15 protein-coding genes are annotated in these 18,085 nt (G+C 63.3%); 5 read left to right on the top strand and 10 right to left on the bottom strand.

Annotated features, from left to right (window positions below):
- Position 1 precedes the first annotated feature (1 nt).
- The 4 genes from CSQ92_RS29595 (at position 2) to CSQ92_RS27255 (ending at position 5,338) form a co-directional block, all read left to right on the top strand.
- Complete coding sequence (locus CSQ92_RS29595) at positions 2–3,166, top strand: S8 family serine peptidase (RefSeq protein ID WP_099395899.1); 3,165 nt, start codon at positions 2–4, stop codon at positions 3,164–3,166.
- A gap of 118 nt (positions 3,167–3,284) precedes the next feature.
- The gene (locus CSQ92_RS27265; protein WP_080753537.1) at positions 3,285–3,938 is read left to right on the top strand and encodes an AIM24 family protein; all 654 of its coding nucleotides are present in this window, start codon (positions 3,285–3,287) and stop codon (positions 3,936–3,938) included.
- A 17-nt stretch (positions 3,939–3,955) separates the two neighbouring features.
- Positions 3,956–4,597, top strand: coding sequence for an AIM24 family protein (locus CSQ92_RS27260; protein WP_099389936.1), 642 nt, complete (start codon positions 3,956–3,958; stop codon positions 4,595–4,597).
- Between the two features lie 3 nt (positions 4,598–4,600).
- Complete coding sequence (locus tag CSQ92_RS27255; protein WP_034784287.1) at positions 4,601–5,338, top strand: AIM24 family protein; 738 nt, start codon at positions 4,601–4,603, stop codon at positions 5,336–5,338.
- A 1-nt stretch (position 5,339) separates the two neighbouring features.
- Here CSQ92_RS27255 and CSQ92_RS27250 read toward each other — a convergent pair whose 3' ends face one another.
- Both CSQ92_RS27250 and CSQ92_RS27245 read right to left on the bottom strand, forming a co-directional pair.
- Positions 5,340–6,140: an enoyl-CoA hydratase gene (locus CSQ92_RS27250; RefSeq protein ID WP_099389937.1), complete on the bottom strand. Its 801-nt coding sequence runs from the start codon at positions 6,138–6,140 to the stop codon at positions 5,340–5,342.
- Positions 6,141–6,182: 42 nt separating this feature from the next.
- Positions 6,183–6,812: a head GIN domain-containing protein gene (locus tag CSQ92_RS27245; protein ID WP_070259867.1), complete on the bottom strand. Its 630-nt coding sequence runs from the start codon at positions 6,810–6,812 to the stop codon at positions 6,183–6,185.
- 176 nt (positions 6,813–6,988) lie between these two features.
- Between CSQ92_RS27245 and CSQ92_RS27240 the strand changes: the two genes are divergently transcribed.
- Positions 6,989–7,546 carry a flavin reductase family protein gene (locus tag CSQ92_RS27240; protein ID WP_099389938.1) on the top strand — a complete coding sequence of 186 codons (558 nt, stop codon included), beginning with the start codon at positions 6,989–6,991 and terminating at the stop codon, positions 7,544–7,546.
- A gap of 60 nt (positions 7,547–7,606) precedes the next feature.
- Here CSQ92_RS27240 and gdhA read toward each other — a convergent pair whose 3' ends face one another.
- The 8 genes from gdhA to CSQ92_RS27200 form a co-directional block, all read right to left on the bottom strand.
- Positions 7,607–8,950: an NADP-specific glutamate dehydrogenase gene (gene gdhA, locus CSQ92_RS27235; protein WP_099395898.1), complete on the bottom strand. Its 1,344-nt coding sequence runs from the start codon at positions 8,948–8,950 to the stop codon at positions 7,607–7,609.
- Positions 8,951–9,158: 208 nt separating this feature from the next.
- Positions 9,159–10,148 carry a glycosyltransferase family 2 protein gene (locus CSQ92_RS27230; protein WP_070259863.1) on the bottom strand — a complete coding sequence of 330 codons (990 nt, stop codon included), beginning with the start codon at positions 10,146–10,148 and terminating at the stop codon, positions 9,159–9,161.
- Positions 10,145–11,446, bottom strand: coding sequence for a Rieske 2Fe-2S domain-containing protein (locus tag CSQ92_RS27225; RefSeq protein WP_180277125.1), 1,302 nt, complete (start codon positions 11,444–11,446; stop codon positions 10,145–10,147). Before CSQ92_RS27225 ends, CSQ92_RS27230 begins: the two co-directional genes overlap by 4 nt.
- Positions 11,447–11,448: 2 nt before the next feature.
- Positions 11,449–12,489: a polysaccharide pyruvyl transferase family protein gene (locus CSQ92_RS27220; protein ID WP_143450442.1), complete on the bottom strand. Its 1,041-nt coding sequence runs from the start codon at positions 12,487–12,489 to the stop codon at positions 11,449–11,451.
- A gap of 54 nt (positions 12,490–12,543) precedes the next feature.
- Positions 12,544–13,344 carry a Stf0 family sulfotransferase gene (locus CSQ92_RS27215; RefSeq protein WP_180277124.1) on the bottom strand — a complete coding sequence of 267 codons (801 nt, stop codon included), beginning with the start codon at positions 13,342–13,344 and terminating at the stop codon, positions 12,544–12,546.
- 271 nt (positions 13,345–13,615) lie between these two features.
- Positions 13,616–14,863, bottom strand: a complete 1,248-nt coding sequence (locus CSQ92_RS27210; protein ID WP_099395894.1) for a DUF819 family protein — start codon at positions 14,861–14,863, stop codon at positions 13,616–13,618.
- Between the two features lie 184 nt (positions 14,864–15,047).
- The gene (trhP, locus tag CSQ92_RS27205) at positions 15,048–16,409 is read right to left on the bottom strand and encodes a prephenate-dependent tRNA uridine(34) hydroxylase TrhP (protein WP_099395893.1); all 1,362 of its coding nucleotides are present in this window, start codon (positions 16,407–16,409) and stop codon (positions 15,048–15,050) included.
- A gap of 92 nt (positions 16,410–16,501) precedes the next feature.
- Positions 16,502–17,890 carry an FAD-binding oxidoreductase gene (locus CSQ92_RS27200; RefSeq protein ID WP_099395892.1) on the bottom strand — a complete coding sequence of 463 codons (1,389 nt, stop codon included), beginning with the start codon at positions 17,888–17,890 and terminating at the stop codon, positions 16,502–16,504.
- Between the last annotated feature and the right edge of the window lie 195 nt (positions 17,891–18,085).

Below are 18,085 nucleotides of genomic sequence, written 5' to 3'. Positions count from 1 at the left end.
GATGAAATTACGTCCCGTTTCACTTGGTATCCTCCTGCTGGCCGCCAGCCTGGCGCAAGCGGCGCAGGCGCAGGAACGCCGCTCCTACATCGTGCAATTGGTCGACAAGCCGGCCGCCACCTACACGGGCCAGGTCGACGGCCTGGCCGCCACCAAGCCGGCTCCGGGCGCGCGCATCAACGTGGGCGCCGCCGATGTGCAGGCCTATTTGAACTACCTCGACACCAAGCAGGCCGCCGTGGCCGGCACCGTCAGCGCGGCTGAAATCACGCACCAGTACAGCGTCGTCTTCAACGGCTTTTCCGCCTTGCTGACGGACGATGAAGTGCGGGCCCTGAAGAAAAACAGTGGCGTGGCCAGCATCAGCGCCGACTCCATCCTGCAGCTCGACACCAGCTACACGCCCAGCTTTTTGGGCCTGGACAAGCCGGGCGGCATCTGGGAGCAGCTGGGCGGCAAGGCGCACGCGGGTGAAGACATCATCATCGGCATCGTCGACAGCGGCATCTGGCCGGAAAACACGGCCTTTGCCGACCGCCTGGACGAGAATGGCGTACCTAGCCACAGCGGCAACAATGTCGTGTACGGCGCGCCACCAGCCAGCTGGCAGGGCACCTGCCAGACGGGCGAAGGTTTCTCCGCCGAGAATTGCAACAACAAGCTGATCGGTGCGCGCTACTACCGCGCCGCCACGTCGGCGCTGCACTGGACGGAATTTTTGTCGCCGCGCGATTCCGTCGCCGGCCTGACGGGACACGGCGGCCATGGCACGCATACGGCCTCCACGGCCGGCGGCAACAATGGCGCCCTGGCCACCTCGAACGGCGTGTCTCTGGGCAAGGCATCGGGCATGGCGCCGCGCGCCCGCATCGCCGCCTATAAAGTGTGCTGGACGGCCGCATCGACGGGCCGCAACGGTTGCGCCACGGCCGACAGCGTGGCCGCCATCGACCAGGCGGTCAAGGATGGCGTCAACGTCATCAACTTCTCCATCGGCCCGAACGCGGGCGGCGGCGCCTTCGACGAACCGACGGAAGTCGCCTTCCTCGGCGCGGCGGCAGCCGGTGTATTCGTTGCCACGTCGGGCGGCAATTCCGGCCCGGCCACGCCCGCACCGGACGTGCCGGCGCCCGTGTCGCACATCAGCCCGTGGCTGGCAACCGTGGCCAATTCCACCCACAACCGCCTGTACGCGGGCAATGTCATCCTCAGCAACGGCACCAAGCTGGAAGGTGCGTCGAGCAATGCGAAGACGCCGGTGCTGCCGCTGATACGCTCGCGCGACGCGGGCCTGGCCGGCGTGCTGCCGACGGACGTCAATCTGCTGCGCTGCTTCGGCGCAGCCGATGCCACTTCGGCGTATCTGGACCCGGCGAAAGTGGCCGGCAAGATACTCGTGTGCGACCGTGGCGGCAACGTGCTGGTCAACAAGAGCGCGAATGCGAAGACGGCGGGCGCGGCGGGCGTGATCATCGCCAACGTGGCCGGCGGCGCCAACACCATCATCAACCAGGCGCACGTGCTGTCGACCGTGCACCTGGCGCAGGCGCAGGGCGATGCGCTGAAGGCCTTCATGGCGGCGACGCCCGATGGCACGGCGGCGCTGGGCGAAGTCCATACGATCCCCGACACGACGGTGCAGGCGCCGATCGTCAGCGACCGTTCCTCGCGCGGGCCGAACGTGGCCAATGCGAACATCCTGAAACCGGATCTCTCGGCGCCCGGCACCAACGTGCTGGCCGGCGTGACGGCCGACCTGACGCCGGCGCAGCGCGATGCCGTGGCGGCAGGCGGCGTGGCGCCAGCGGCCGAGTGGGATTTCTATTCCGGCACTTCGATGGCCAGTCCGCACGTGGCCGGTGTGGCGGCGCTGCTCAAGCAGCAGCATCCCGACTGGTCGCCCGCGGCCATCAAGTCGGCGCTGATGACGACGGCCTTCAGCACCTATTCGGACGGCTTGAACGGTTCCGTGTCGTGGGATGCCACGGCGAAGAACTCGGGCCAGCTGCCATGGGGCCAGGGCGCCGGCCACATTGCGCCGAACAGCGCGGCCGATCCTGGCCTCGTGTACGACATGTCGGAGATCGACTATGCGCGCTTCCTGTGCGGCCTGAACCTGAAGGTCTACAGCGCCGCCACGTGCCAGGCCATCGGCACCATCACGGCCTATAACCTGAACCTGGCGTCGCTGACGGCGGCCAACGTGCTGGGCACGCAAACGCTGACGCGCACGGTGACCAACGTGGGCGCCAGCAGCGCCGTCTACAACGTCTCGGCCAGCCTGCCCGGCTATACGGTGGCGGTGACGCCTACCAGCCTGAACCTGGCGCCGGGCGCCAAGGGCCAGTACCAGGTCAAGCTGACGCGCACCACGGCGCCGGCCAATACCTGGACCTACGGCGCCCTGAGCTGGACGGATGGCACGCACACCGTGCGCAGCCCGCTGACGGCGCGCGGCACCTCGCTGGCCGCCATTCCGCTGGTCAGCAGCGAAGCGGCCACGGGCAGCAAGGTGCTGACCCTGGGCACGGGCTTCACGGGCGCGCTGGTCGGCGTCAAGTCGGGTCTCGTCGAAGCCGTGCGCCAGACGCGCACGATCGGCCAGGCGGCGACAGGCGCTGCCGCATCGGCTGCCTGCAAGGCGGGCGGCGCCACGGGTGTGAACGTGCACAACGTGGTGATCCCTGCCGGCACCCTGGCGGCGCGCTTTGCCACCTACGATGCGGAAACGACGGGCGGCGCGAATACCGACATGGACATGGAGGTCTACAACGCCGCCAATGTGCTGGTCGGCAGCAGCGGCAATGAAAGTTCCAATGAGCAAGTGGAACTGCGCCTGCCTGCCGCCGGCACCTACAAGGTGTGCGTGATCGGTTTTGCGCCGCAAAACGGCCAGGCCGACTACACCTTGTCGTCGTGGGTGCTGGCGCCGGGCTTGAACAACGGCAGCTTCAAGGCGCTGATGCCGGGCACGGCCTACACGGGCGGCACCGCATCTGTCTCCCTGAGCTGGTCCAACCTGGCCGAAGGCAAGCGCCACCTGGGCGCCGTCGGCTACCAGGTGGCTGGCGTGGTGCAGGGCGTGACGGTGGTCGAGGTCAATACCAATGATCCCGTGCCGCTGTTCCAGAACGCGCGCGGCGCCAGGCCGGTGCTGGCGGAATAAACCGTTCATTGTGTGAACGCAAGGCGTGCCTCCGGGCACGCCTTTTTTATGGGAACCCCCGTTCGCCAGGAATAGCGCTTGCGCGCCGGCAAAGCCACCGGTATCTTGTCGGATAGCCATGGCTTTGTGCCCTGGCATTCTTGGGGAGTCGCGCGTGACCAGTTTCCGCACCAATACCGACCGCCTGCTGGAAGTGCGCCTGCAGGATGAAAAAGTGCTGGCGATTGCCGGCGCCATGGTCGCCTATACGGGCGCCATCAAATTTGAAAAGTCCCTGCTCGGTGGCGAGGGCATCTTTGGCGCGCTCAAGCGCAAGGTGACGAACGAAGGCATGCAGGTGATGCAGGCCGCCGGCACGGGCACCGTGTTTTTCGCGCAGAATGCGGCCGAGATCACTGTCATGGCGCTGGCCGGCGAAAAGCTGACCATCGAAAGCAGCAGCCTGCTGGCCTACGACACGAGCCTGAAAACGGGCACCAGCTTTGCGGGTTTGCGCGGCGCCAGTTCCGGCCAGGGCCTGTTTTCCACCACCGTGGAAGGCAACGGCAACCTGGCCGTCATTTCGCGCGGCAACCTGATCATGCTGGAAGTGACGCCGGCGCATCCGCTGCGCGTGGACCCGGACGCCTTCGTCGGCTTCAAGGGCGACATCCGCCAGGAATTCGTTTTTGATGTCAACTGGCGCACGATGATCGGCCAGAGCTCGGGCGAATCGTACCAGCACAAATTCACAGGCCAGGGCGTGGTGTTCATCCAGCCCGCCGAACGTTAAGTCAGCGAGGACCCGCGATGCCTGTCTATCAGCAGATCAATGAAAAGATGCTTGAGGTCAAACTCGGCAATGAGGAAGTGTTCGCGCGCAAGGGCGCCATGGTGTCGTACCAGGGCGACGTGGCGTTCAGCCGCTCCTTCCTGGCCGGCCAGGGCGTGCAAAGCCTGGCCATGCGCGCCGTCACGAATGAAGGCTACGCCATGATGTCGGCGCGTGGCACGGGCAGCGTGTTTTACGCCCAGGGCGGCCTGTTCGTCACCATCGTCCCCGTGCGCGGCGAGACGTTTTATGTGGAAAGCGATTCCCTGCTGGCCTTCGATGCGCGCCTGACGGCCGGCACCATGTTCCTCGGCAACCAGGGCGGCGTGCAGGGCGTGGTGCGCGGCATGGCCTCCGGCCAGGGCTTGTTTACCACCACCTTGCAAGGCACGGGTGAAGTGGCGATCCTGTCCGACGGCAACGCCATCGGCTTGCCCGTCACGCCGGACGTGCCCGTGTTTGTCGACCCGCAAGCGTATATCGGCCATACGGGGCAGCTGAGCTCGACCATCGTCACGGACCTGAACTGGAAAACCTTCGTCGGCCAGGCGTCCGGCGAATCGTACCAGGTGAAGTTCACGGGCCAGGGCACGGTCTATATCCAAGCGAGCGAAAGGTAAGCCATGACGATTTACAATCCCGATACCTTGCCGAAGAACGATAACCTGAACCGTTTTTCGTATGTCATCGACGTCAAGGAACAGATCTTCATTCGCAAGGGCAAGATGATCGCCTTTTATGGCGAACTGCGCTTCGAAGCCATGGGCAGCAGCGTGCTCGACTTGATCGTGCGCAACGCCTTCAATGCGCCAAAATACATCCACCACTTTGTCGTGGCGCAAGGGCAAGGCCAACTGATCCTGGGCGACAACGGCAATGACCTGGCGTGCTACGACCTGGACAACGCCAACATGACCATCCGCGCGAAAAACCTGCTGGGTTTTACGAAGGACGTGATTTGCCAGGAATCGACCTTGCCCGGCTATCTGACCATGATCGGCACGGGCAAGGTGATCGCCTCGTCGAACGGCCCCGTGCACTTCCTGGAACTGCCGTGCCGCGTCGACGAGCAGGCTGTGCTGGGCTGGGCCGATTGCCCCAGCCCGTCGTATCACTACGATTACGCGCACGTGCAGGGCTGGGCTTCGGCCGCCGGCGCGCTTACCGGTTTCAGTTTGTCGGGCGAGGAAAAACAGATCGACTTCACGGGCGCCGGCACGGTGCTGGTGCAGTCGTCCGAGCTGGACGTGACGGGCAGTTCCGCCCTGATGCAGCTGCTGGCGCAATTGCCGCTGCTGGGCAAGGAAGACCTCGGTACCTTGAGTCTTTCCGTCCAGCAGCAGATGAAGGAACAGCGTTAAGTTACCTGACGGCCGCCCAGCCGGGCGGCCGTTTTTCAAGGAAGGCGGTGACGCCTTCGTCCGCATCCTCTTCCATCATGTTGCGCGCCATCACGTCGCCCGCGTACGCATACGCCTCGTCCAGCGGCAGCTGGCGCTGTTGGTAAAACATCTGTTTGCCGTAGCGGATGGCCGTCGGGCTTTTCGCCATGATCTGCTGCGCCAGGCGCGCCACGGCGTCGTCGAGCGCTGTGTCGGCCACCGTTTCGTTGATCAGGCCCCAGTCGGCGGCCGTGTCGGCGTCAATGAAGCGGCCCGTTACCAGCATGTCGAAGGCCCGCTTGGGCGAGACATTGCGCGACAGGGCCACGGATGGTGTGGCGCAGAACAGGCCCACGTTGATGCCGGACACGGCAAAGCGGGCGGACGCGCCCGCCACGGCCAGGTCGCAGCTGGCGACCAATTGGCAGCCGGCCGCCGTGGCGATGCCGTGCACGCGGGCAATCACGGGCACGGGCAAGGTTTGAATGGCTTGCATCACGCGCGAGCATTGCGCGAACAGGGTTTGATAATACGCAAGCTGGCGCGTCGCCTGCATCTGGCGCAAGTCGTGTCCCGCGCAAAACGCCTTGCCTTCGGCGGCCAGCACCACGCAGCGCACGTGCGGCTGCCCGGCGATGAAGTCGAGTTCAGCCTGCAGCGCGGCCAGCATGGCTTCCGACAGGGCATTGAATTGCAGGGGACGGTTCAGGCGCAGGGTGACCAGGCCACCCTCGTCCTCGCGCAGCACCAGCGGTGCTTGCGTGTCATGTGTTGCGGTCATGCGGTCTCCCCTGGCCTGATGGCCTTGTTATTCTAGGAAATCTTATTTGGCGGCGTTGACGCTGCCGATGCCGGCGATCGACTTGTGCACGATCTTCGGCTTGCCGTAATAGATCAGTTCGCCCATGCCGCGCACCACGGCGTTCAGTTCACCCGAGGAATACACCTTGACGGAACCGATGCCGTCGAAATTGACGTCGACGTTTTTCGCCAGCAGCGCTTTGGTGTCGACTTCACCCACGCCTTGCGCCTTCAGGCGCAGCCAGTCGACTTGTCCATCGGCAGCCAGGCGGCCCGCGCCCTTGTAGCTGATGTCGACTCGTGGACCATTGAGCTTGGTCAATATCTTTTCTCCCGCGCCTTCCGCGATCAGCTTGCGCAAGGTAGGCATGGTGATGATGACCCGCGGGTCGCCATCCGTCTTCTTGATGTCCTTGTCCTTCATGGAAATTTTCAGCTCGCCATCGACCACTTCCGTGATCACGCCGCTGAGGAATTTCTGGTCGCCGCGCAGCAGCAGGCTTTGCTCCTTGCCCGATTCGACTTCGATGCTGATGGGGCCGCGGATGTCGATGGCGTTGAAGGCGCCGACCGTGCGGGTTTGCTCGTCGGCATGCGCGAGCGTGGAGAGGCAGGCAAGGGACAGGACTGACAACAGGAACAGAGGGCGCATGGCGGTTTCCTTGAGTAGTTGATCAGTGTATTCTATTGTGCAACATCTCCATTGGGGAGAAATTTGCGATGAACTGCACAAATCGCGGCGCGGATGATACGGTTGCTATCGGGCAGCCGCGCGCCCGGCAAGGCGCCATTGGGCTATGCTATGGCGTACCGCGTCCTGGAGACTGCATGAAAAATTACCATAAAGAAGATTATCCCGTCGCCGACATCCGGCGCTTCCTTGAACCGGGGCCCGTGGTGCTCGTCAGTTCAACGTGGAAGGGGGAAAGCGACGTCATGACCATGGCCTGGCACATGCTGATGGAATTTACGCCATCCTTGCTGGGCTGCTTCATTTCCGACGCGAACCACAGCTATGAAATGATCAAGCGCAGCATGGAGTGCGTGATCAACCTGCCCACGGCCGATATGGTCGACCAGGTGGTGGCCATCGGCAATTGCAGCGGCGAAGATACGGACAAGTTCACGGCCTTCGGCCTGACGGCCCAGCCGGCCGAGCAGGTGGGCGCGCCCCTGATCGCCGAGTGCTACGCCAACTTCGAATGCAAGCTGGCCCAGGTGTCGGGCAACCCGAAAGGCGGTTTCTTCATTTTCGAGTGCGTGAAAGCCCACGTGGCCACGTCGCCCAAGCTGCCCGAAACCCTGCACTATCGTGGCAATGGCGAGTTCATGGTATCGGGTCGCACGATCAGCCGCAAGAGCCTGATGAAGCCTGAAATGCGTTAACCCCAAACGCAAGGGCCGGGGTCGGACCCTGAGGGTCCGACCCCAGATTTTGTCATTGGGTTAAATCACACCTTGCGCCAGCATCGCGTCGGCCACTTTGACGAAGCCGGCGATATTGGCGCCATCCACATAGCTGACCGTGCCGTCGGCGCGCGTGCCGTACTGCTTGCACGCGGCGTGGATGCCTTGCATGATCTGCAGCAAACGCGCATCGACTTCTTCGCGCGGCCACGATATGCGGGCCGCGTTCTGGCTCATTTCCAGGCCGGACGTCGCCACACCGCCCGCATTGCTGGCCTTGCCCGGCGCGTACAGCACGCCGGCCGCTTCGAAGGCCTTGGCTGCCTCGATGGTGGTGGGCATGTTGGCGCCTTCGGCCACGCACTGCACGCCATTGGCGATCAAGGTGCGCGCATCGTCGATGTTCAGTTCATTTTGCGTGGCGCAGGGCAGGGCGATGTCGACCGGCACATGCCATGGCGATACGCCTGCTTCGAAGCGCACGCCCGTGCGCGCGGCGTAATCGCTGACCCTGCCATACAGATGGTTCTTGATCTCCATCAGGATGGCCAGCTTTTCCGGCGTAAAGCCTGCCTCGTCGATGACGGTGCCGCTCGAATCGGAGACGGTGATGACTTTCGCGCCCATGGCCATGGCTTTCTCGACCGCGTATTGCGCCACGTTGCCCGAGCCGGACACGGACACGCGCATGCCTTCGAACGAGCGGCCCCGGGTTTTCAGCATTTCCTGCGCGAAATACACGGTGCCGTAGCCCGTCGCTTCCGGACGCATCAGTGAGCCGCCGAAGCTGGCGCCCTTGCCCGTGAATACGCAGTCGGCGCGGTTGCTGAGTTTTTTCATCATGCCGGCCATATAGCCCACTTCGCGCCCGCCCACGCCGATGTCGCCGGCCGGCACGTCCGTGTCCGAACCCACATGGCGGAACAGTTCGCTCACGAAGGCCTGGCAGAAGCGCATCACTTCGCCCGGGCTCTTGCCCTTCGGATCGAAATCGGCGCCGCCCTTGCCGCCGCCCATCGGCAAGGTGGTCAGGGCATTCTTGAACGTCTGTTCGAAGGCGAGGAATTTCAGCACGGACAAGGTGACGGAAGGGTGGAAGCGGATGCCGCCCTTGTACGGCCCGATGGCCATGCTGTGCTGGATGCGGTAGCCGCGATTGACTTGTACTTGCCCGTGGTCATCGACCCACGACACGCGGAACATCACCACGCGTTCCGGCTCGATCAAGCGTTCCAGCAAGCCTTGCTCCGCGTATTTCGGGTGCTGTTCCAGGAATGGCCACAAGCTCTCCATGACTTCGGTGACGGCTTGCAGAAACTCGGGTTGACCTGGATTGCGTGCGGCGACATGCTGGACATACTCGTGAGCAGATGCGTATTTCATCAGAATTCCATGGAGGTAATCGGTTATTTGGGCAACTATCATCGCAGATTTTGCACGAAAATGGTGCGGAAATTTGGTTTTGAGGGGTTTCTGCTACATTCTGGAGCGCGCTTTCCCATCAAGCGGCGAGGCAAAGCAGATAGTGGTCTGGTGGAAAAAATGACCGAAAAACAAAAAACGCCAGCGCGAGCGCTGGCGTTGCGGGCCGTTACATCGGATGCCCGGATCGTTTCGGGCGCAGCTCAGGCAAGAGTGCTTCCTTGCCGATGAGTAGCTGCATGGCGCGCTGCCGCAGCGTGTGGCGAATCCGGTGCGGGGCCCGGCATGCAATAGTGTCTAACAAGAAATAGGAAAGGGTGCGCAGGCTGGATGCCGGGCGCGGCACGCTGGCGCGCCAGTAACGTAGCGCCGCCCGCATGCCGGTATGGCTCAGCAGGGAACGCAGATTGTTCAGCCGGCGCGCGCAACGGATCCGCTTCGCCAGCGCTGGCGCCAGCTGCTCGAGATAGGGCGCGACAATGGCATCCATATTCAGGAAATGCTCGAACTTGCGCGCCGGCGCCGTCATCTGCGGATGATGTTGCCGATAGTGCAGCAGGACGTTGCTGCTGTAGCGGATGGACATGCCGGCACTCAGGCAGCGTATCCAGTAGTCGTAAGCGGCACCTTCCTTCAGTTGTTCGCTGAATGGCCCGATACGGGAGAGCAGTCGTTTGCTGAGCAACACGCCGGATGGCTGGATGGGAGAACCCAGCAGGCAGGCGGGCCAGGTGGCAAACTGCCGTGGCGTTGCCCAAGCCACGGGATTGCCGCCATGGCTGTTCAGCGTGGCAACTTGCGATACATACATGATGGCATCTGGCGTTACTGATGCGTGTACCTGTGCCAGTTGTTCAGCCAGTTTTCCAGGACACCAGATGTCATCGTCGTCGATGAAGGCGACCCATGGAAAACGGGCGGCTGCCACTCCCGTGTTCCGGGCGGCCGCCAGGCCGGTGCCCGCATTGTGCACGATGATTACGTGCGGGTAGGCTTGCCGGACGTAGGCGGCCGTGCCATCGCTGCTGGCGTCATCGATCAGCAAGATTTCCTGCGCGGGCCTGGACTGGGCCAGCAGCGATTGCAAGGTGTCGTCGAGAAAGCCCCTGGACCAGCCGTTCCTGGTGCAAATGATGACGCTGACGGGGGCGACGCTCATGGCGCCACGGCTTCTGGCGGCGCAACACGGATGCGGATGGCTGCGCCGTCTTGCCGGATGTCATACGGTTGCAGTGTCAATGACGGGCACGATGATTTTCCTGTTTTCAAGTCGAACGAGATGGCACAGGCCGGGCAATACACTTTGTCGCTATCGCATCCGCCATCGGCCAGGTCTACGCCGTAATGCGGGCAGGCCGCGTCGTAGGCGCGGGTGCCGTCGCTGGTGTGCACCAGCATGATGCGATACGGCGCGGCATCGACGATGATGCGCTGCGTGTCCGGCCCGGCGGCAGGCAGCTGGCCATGTATGAAGCCGCTCGCCTGGTCGAGCTGGCCGGCAATGACGGGAACGGCTGCCGGCGTCTGCACGGGGGCGGCGACGACGGGCGCGCCGAAGTTGTCTTCGCGTCGCAGGTGCAGCACTTCATCGTGGCCTTGCTCGATATCGGCGGCCCGGCGCCAGAATTCGCGCGAGTAAAAACAGGCGGGATCGAAGGTCGGGCGGGAAGCATTGAGGCGCATGGAAATGGCCACGCGCGTCGCGTCCGTCGTATTGAGGTGCGTGCCGTGCAGCACTTCTGGATCGAAGACCAGCATTTCGCCTGCCGCCAGCGGCAGATAAGTCGGCACCGGCAGGCGGTAGCCCGCTTGCAGGTACAGCGTGCGTCGCTCGCAGGGCAGCGAGGTGTTGGCCAATTCCGGATACAGCACCATGCCCGCTTCCGCCGGCACTTCGCCGATGGCCCACCAGATATTGCGCCCGTCCCGCGAATGGCCGGCCCAGCTATCGATGTGCGGACCATGCGCCCAGGCGGCGGGCGGGTGGCCGCGGTGATAGTCTTTCGGCGCGTACACGGGGTCAACGACTTTACGGGCTTGAAATTGCTCGCGCACGGACGCGCTGAGGCGGCCAATGCCGGGATTTTCGCTCGCCGGATTGGTCTTGCGCGCCACTTCAAAGGGGAAGTTGATGCGCAGGATCAAATAGTCATCCACATAGAAATCGCCATCCCAGCCCAGGATCTGGCGGCCGACGGCCGTCGCCATGGCCAGCAAGGGCTGGCGCAAGCGTTCCAGCACCTGGTTGCGCAAGGACGTCACATCGTCGGTGTCGATCACTTCGTGCAGCCGCTCGATGCCATGCTGGCGCAGCACCTGGGCTGCCGCGGTGCCCTTCATTTGTTCGACCGTGGAAATGATTTCGCTGAGCACGCGTTCGGTCATCGTTGCCCACGGAGCGAGTTCACGGACGTGACACTTGAGCCACACGCCCTGTGTCGAGGATGGAGCGCTCATCTTCATTGCTCCGATGCCAGGGTGCGCAATGTCTGCAAGCCGTGCACCGTGATCTGGCGCAATTCTTGTATCAGCGGCAGGGCGTTCTGGCGGGCGCGGTAATACTGCGCGGCCGAGCGCGCGCGGTCCATGATGGCGCTCACGCAGTCGCCACTTTGCATCAGATCGACATCCCACGACGCCATGCCGATGGTCGACAGCATCGAGCGGCCCCGTTCGTCATACGACAGGTTGATGCTGTGCGAGCCCATGGCCAGGCAGGGCAGGAAGCCATGCAAGCGGTAGCTGACGTGCAGCTTGCAAGTGCGCAGCGCTTCGATGTAGCGGCCGACTTCGTCAAAGTACAGGGGCGCCGCGTCCGGGAAGCCGGCGGCAAATTCGAGGTCGATGTAGTCGTGGCAGGCCAGATAGACGGGTTGCGCATATTCGGCACGCAGGGCGGCAATCAGGCGGCGCAAGTCTTCGGCGATGCGCCACTGCAAGGTGGCAGGAACGCTCATGCGCATGGGATGACGGATGGAAATGATCACGCCGCCCCTGGCCGCTTCACCCTCGGCATTCGGCGGCAGGTACAGCGTGGGGCAGCCACCGACCGTCACCTTGGCGCCAAGGTCGGCGAGGATTTCCTGCGAACCCGTGTCGCGCACCATGGCCACCTTGGCGTGCTCGACCAGGTGCCGTATCGCAGTCGGGCTGAGCGCATCGGTGCGGTCTTCCATTTGCCCGTCGCGCCCCGTGATGCGGCCGTGGGATAGGCCCATCAGCATCATCGGCCGGCGCAAGGCATTGACGGCCTGGACATCATAGGATAGCTGGCCGTTTTCAAACAGGTTCCCGCCGCCGACGATAACGGCGTCGGCGAGGCGGTTCATGTCATAGATCTGGCGTGGCACCAGGCCGCCAAACTGCGGTCCCTTCAAGGCGGGAATGCTGACGACATTGGTGGCTGCTCCGAACACTTCGTAGAGGAGCTCTGCTGTAGCGTAGCCGATGAGGTCGTTGCCGATGTTGCGAGTGGTGGGCCGCACCATAAAGATATTCAATGTTCGTCCTTCTTGTTGTACGTGTTTAAGGAAAATGGGGAGGCGGGGCGTTGATTAGCCGCGTGCCGCAAGTTCTTCGACTAGCGTGCGCATGCGCGATTTCAGTTCCAGATCACCCGGGTAGGCGCTCCGATCCACGTCCAGCATGCGCTGGGCGCTTGCCGCATCGGCGTTGACGCCGAGCAAGGCGGCGATGTCATCGATCAGCGTCATGTCGTGCCGGTTGACACGTTCGGTACTGATGACGAGCGGTTCGATACCCCGTTGCCTGAACCAGTCCTGCCAAAGCTGTTCATCCACGGCAATCAGCTGCATGGCCTTGCGCGCCGCCAGTTTGAGGCGCCAGGTCGAGTAATTTTTTGTTACCGGGGCGACTTCGAAACCCCAGCGCCCCGTGATCATGCAGGTCGCCAGGGATGCCGCCTGGGCGAGCTTGTTGTCGCGGATTAAATGAACGACCGTCGCGCCTTCGAACAAGGCGGTAAAGTCGTGCGGATACGGCCATTTTTGCATCTGGGGAAACTGGATATTCGATGCGAACAGGCCATTCGCGGAACGCCTGGCAAAAATATGCGCGAGGTAATCCTGTTTGTTGATTTGCCAGCGCTCCGTCAGCGCCTGCACGCTATTGTCATTGAAATACTCCAGCGGCACGCCGATCCCTGCGCCGAGTAACAGGCGGGCCAGCCGCTTGCTCGATGCGCGTGGCGCTGCGCAGACCAGCAGCTTTTTATCGGGGAACGCCGGCGACGTAGTATCGTAAGGAAACTCACGCATTTCTGCGGGTGTCGGGCGCGTGGCGCCTGTCCACACGGACTTGGCTTCAGTCAACGAAGTTGGAGAACGTTCATTCATGAATAGGGAGATAGGCCAGCTGCGCCATGTTACGTGCGATCGGATGTATTCAAAGCAAGGGAGCAACTGACTTCTTTTGAAAATATATTGCTTTAAAATACTATCGTACTTCATGCTATCTATGGAACGAAATTGCATTTTATTTATGTTTGCATGTCTCTCTCTAGCAACTATTGGTGGCCGCTAGCAAGTTGAGCCGCGCACCAACGACAACGCCAGCCCGAAGGCTGGCGTTGTCGTTGCGGATCGCCTGGTCAAGCCAGGATCGTCATCACCCCGCCATGCTGCGCAGGATCAGCCCCGTGATGTAGGCGCCGTAGGTGCCCAGCGCATAGCCAAGCACGGCCAGCAGCACGCCGACGGGGGCCAGGGCCGGATGGAAGGCGCTGGCGATCACGGGGGCGGAGGCGGCGCCGCCGATGTTCGCTTGAGATCCCACGGCCATGAAGAACAGGGGCGCGCGGATCAGTTTGGCGACGAGCAGCATCAGGCCGCCATGCACGGCGATCCAGATCAGGCCCAGCAGGAACAAAAACGGCTTGTCGAGCAGGGCGCCCAGGTCCATGTGCATGCCGATCGTTGCCACCAGCACGTACAGCATGGCCGAGCCAATGGTCGAGGCGCCCGCGCCTTCCAGGCTGCGCGCCTTGGTAAAGCTGAGCAGCAAGCCGAAGGTGGTGGCGAGCACGACGATCCAGAAGAAGTTCGACGTCAGGCTGTAGTCCTGCAAGCGCCATGTGGCGGGCAGGGTGTCGATCCAGCTGATGATGGGGCCGGCCAGGAAGTGCGACAGGCCCGTCACGCCCAGGCCCACGCCGAGGATGATCATGATGTCGGTCAGGGTGGCGATGCGCGCGTGTTGCGTGCGGTAGCTTTCGATGCTGTCCTTGAGCGCATTGATGGCCGTCAAATCGGCACCCGTCCAGCGGTCGAAGGCGCCCGCGCGGCCGGCCAGGAACAGCAGCACGGCCGTCCAGACGTTGGCCACCAGCACGTCGACGGCGACGAACTGGCCGAACAGGGTGGCATCCACTTCAAACACTTCCTTCATGGCCGCCTGGTTGGCGCCGCCGCCTATCCACGAGCCGGCCACGGTGGTCATGCCGCGCCACGTGTCGCCTGCCACCGTTTCCGGGTGGATCAAACGCAAGGCTTCGAACGAGACGAGGGCGCCCAGCATGACGCCCAGGGTGCCGGTCAAGAACATGATGATGGCCTTGGGGCCGAGGCGGATGATGCCGCCGAAATCGATGGCCACGCACAGCAGGACCAGCGCGCTGGGCAGCAGGTAGTCGCGCGCCACCGCATACAGGCCGGAAGCGTTGCCATCGATGATGCCAAACGTGTTGAGCAGTGCCGGAATCAGGTAGCACATCAGCAGCGACGGGATATACGTATAAAACTTTTTCCAGAAGCCATCCTGGCGGGAAGCGGTCCAGAAGACGCCTCCCAGGGTCATGGCGAGCAAGCCGAGGACGACGGCGTCATTGGTGATCAGGGCGGGTGTGGCAGGTGGCATCGGGGATTCCGGTGAACGTGTCAGGGACGCACCGGGTGCCGATAAGGCCCCCGGGCGCAGGGTGGCCGTATCGTATAGCAATGTTGAAGCCTAAACAAATTGTTTAGGCGGTGATGCGTGGATTTTTACTTGTCAAATCAAACACTTAGATACTGGTTCCTTACCCCGCGCGGCAGACTGGCGGTTACAAATAACGTGCCAGCAAGGCCTTGTCGAGGGCCCCGTCGAGTTCGATGCGCACGAAGTGGCCGCTGCCGGGCGCCACCTGGATCTCGCTGCCGTCATCGCCGAGCATGCGGGCAATAGTGAAATCGCGGTTGCCACCCGGATGCACGGCCTCGATGCGGTCGCCCACGGCGAAGCGGTTTTTCACTTCCACCCGGGCCCAGCCATCCGTCACGCCCAGCACGTCACCCACGTACTGGCTGCGGTCCGCTTCGGACGCGCCTCGCATGTAGTTCTGGTGCGTCTGCGTGTGGTGGCGCTGGTAGAAACCGTCCGTGTAGCCGCGGTTGGCCAGGCCTTGCAGCTGACCTAAGAGACCAATATCGAAGGGGCGGCCCGCGACGGCGTCATCGATGGCCTGGCGGTAGACTTGCGCCGTACGCGCCGCGTAGTACAGCGACTTGGTGCGGCCTTCGACCTTCAGCGAATCGACGCCGATTTTCACCAGGCGCTCGATGTGCTCGACAGCGCGCAAATCCTTCGAATTCATGATGTAGGTGCCGTGCTCGTCCTCGAGTATCGGCATCAGCTGGCCCGGACGCTGGGCTTCTTCAATAAAATATGGCTGGTCGGCCAGCGGGTGGCGCGGCTGCTGGTGCAGGGCGGAAAACGCGTTGTTGTCGGCTTCGGCCAGCGCCTGGTGAAATTCCAGCGGCACTACCTGCATGCCGCCCAGGTCGCCGCTGGCGTCTTCGGACGCATTTTTCACCTTGTAATCCCAGCGGCAGGAATTCGTGCACGTGCCCTGGTTCGGGTCGCGGTGGTTGAAGTAACCGGATAACAGGCAGCGGCCCGAATAGGCGATGCACAGGGCGCCGTGGACGAATACCTCGAGCTCCATTTCCGGGCAGCGCTGGCGGATTTCCTCGATCTCGTCGAGCGACAATTCGCGCGACAGGATCACGCGCGTCAAGCCCATGCGGTGCCAGAATTTGACGTCGGCCCAGTTGACGGCGTTCGCCTGCACCGACAGGTGCACGGGGACGTCCGGCCACTTGTCGCGCACCATCATGATCAGGCCCGGATCGGCCATGATCAGGGCGTCCGGGCGCATGGCGATCACCGGTTCCATGTCGCGCAAATACGTTTTCAGCTTGGCGTTGTGGGCGAAGATATTGCTGGCGACAAAAAATTGCTTGCCGCGCGCATGCGCGCCTTCAATTCCCTCCTGCAAGGCTTGCAAGGTTGAAAAATCATTATTGCGCACACGCAAGCTGTAGCGCGGCTGGCCCGCGTAGACGGCGTCAGCGCCAAAGTCGAAGGCGGCATGCATCTTGGCCAGGGAGCCGGCAGGCAGGAGGAGTTCGGGAGCGTGGCGCATGGAGGAGGGGCAAAGCCGGCGATTGTAAGCGGGCGGCGAGCGCATTGCATTGCCCTGGATCAAGGGATTGCAAGGCGCTGCGCCGTGGCAGCCTAGGCGGCCGGACAGATGTTCTGGTTGGCGCGGAACAGGTTGGCGGGATCGTATTGCTTCTTGATGCGCGCCAGGCGCGGATAGTTCACGCCATACGCGTCGGCCGTGCGCCCGCTTTCATCCTCGGTCAGGAAATTGACGTACACGCTGCCCGTCGCATACGGCGCGGCGTCGTTGAAAAACTCGCGTGCCCAGGCGATGCAGCGTGCGTCATCGGCCGGCTCGTCCCAGCGCGTGTGCACGTTCATCACGTACAGGGCGTCGCGGTGCGGATAGGCCGTATCCTGCGGCGCCGGCCGGCTCGCCTGCGCGCCCAGCAGGCCGAGGAAGATTTCGCATTGCGGCGTCGGCAGCTTGCCGGCATGGCGGATGACGGTATCGATGGCCGCGTCGCTGAGCTGCGTGAAGTTGTGCGATTTCCAGTAATTGCGCGCGCCCGGCGTGAGCAGGGCATCGAACGCCTGTTGCCAGGCCGTGTACGGCATGCTGCCCAGGTGCATGCCCAGCGGCTGGCCGAAGCTGCCGATGCGCTCGATCGCTTCCTGCATGGCGGCAGATTGCACGGGTGAAAAGACGGGCAGGACCAGCACGTCCTGGCCGTGCACTTCCGGTGGCAGGAAGGGCAGCGGCGGCGCCTTGCGCAAGACGGCCCAGACGGTCAATTCATCGGGCATGCCGTCGACGAAATCGCGGTATTTCGTCAGCACCGCCTTGGCTTGCGCGTAAGGAAACACGATGAGGCCAGCCGTGACTTGCGGCCCCACCGGATGCAGCTGGAACTCGAAGCGCGTGACCACGCCGAAGTTGCCGCCGCCGCCGCGCAAGGCCCAGAACAGGTCGGGATGTTCCATCGCGCTCGCATGCAGGAATTGTCCGTCGGCCGTGACGACGTCGGCCGCCAGCAGGTTGTCGGCCGCCAGGCCCAGCGTGCGGCTGAGCCAGCCAAAGCCGCCGCCCAGGGCCAGTCCTGCCACGCCCGTGGTGGAATTGATGCCCAGCGGCGTGGCCAGGCCGAACGCTTGCGCCTCGTGGTCGAAGTCGTGCAAGGTGGCCCCGCCTTCGACGTGGGCGCGGCGTTGTTGCGGATCGATATGCACCGAGCGCATGCCGGACAGGTCGATCACCAGGCCATCGTTGCACAGGGCGCTGCCGGCGATATTGTGGCCGCCGCCGCGCACGGCCAGGGGCAGGCCGTGGTCGCGCGCATATGCCAGCGCCGTGCGCACGTCGGCCGTGCCCGCGCAGCGCGCGATGAGGGCCGGATGCCGGTCGATCATCGCATTCCAGACGGCGCGCGCGCTGTCGTAGCCGGCGTCGTTCGTTTGTAACAGTTGCCCTCTCAATGAGGCTTGCAACTCATTGAGCTGGCCGTTCGTCAAGGTATTCATCGTGTACCTCCCAGCGGCTGCATGCGGTTATGGGTATGGTGACGGGAAGCAGGAGGACTGTCCCCGCGTGCCGGCCTGCATGCATCGTTTGCCAGCGCGTGGTTTCATGATAGGAAGGCACCAGACGGTACGCAAGCCCAGGTGCAGGCAACTGAAACAAGGAAGTGCGAGGGCTTGCGCTGCGACAGACGATGG

This window comes from Janthinobacterium sp. BJB446 (assembly GCF_002735655.1).
Taxonomy (GTDB): Bacteria; Pseudomonadota; Gammaproteobacteria; order Burkholderiales; family Burkholderiaceae_D; genus Janthinobacterium; species Janthinobacterium lividum.
Note: the sequence above shows the minus strand (reverse complement) of the source record. Positions and strands in the feature narration are given on the sequence as shown.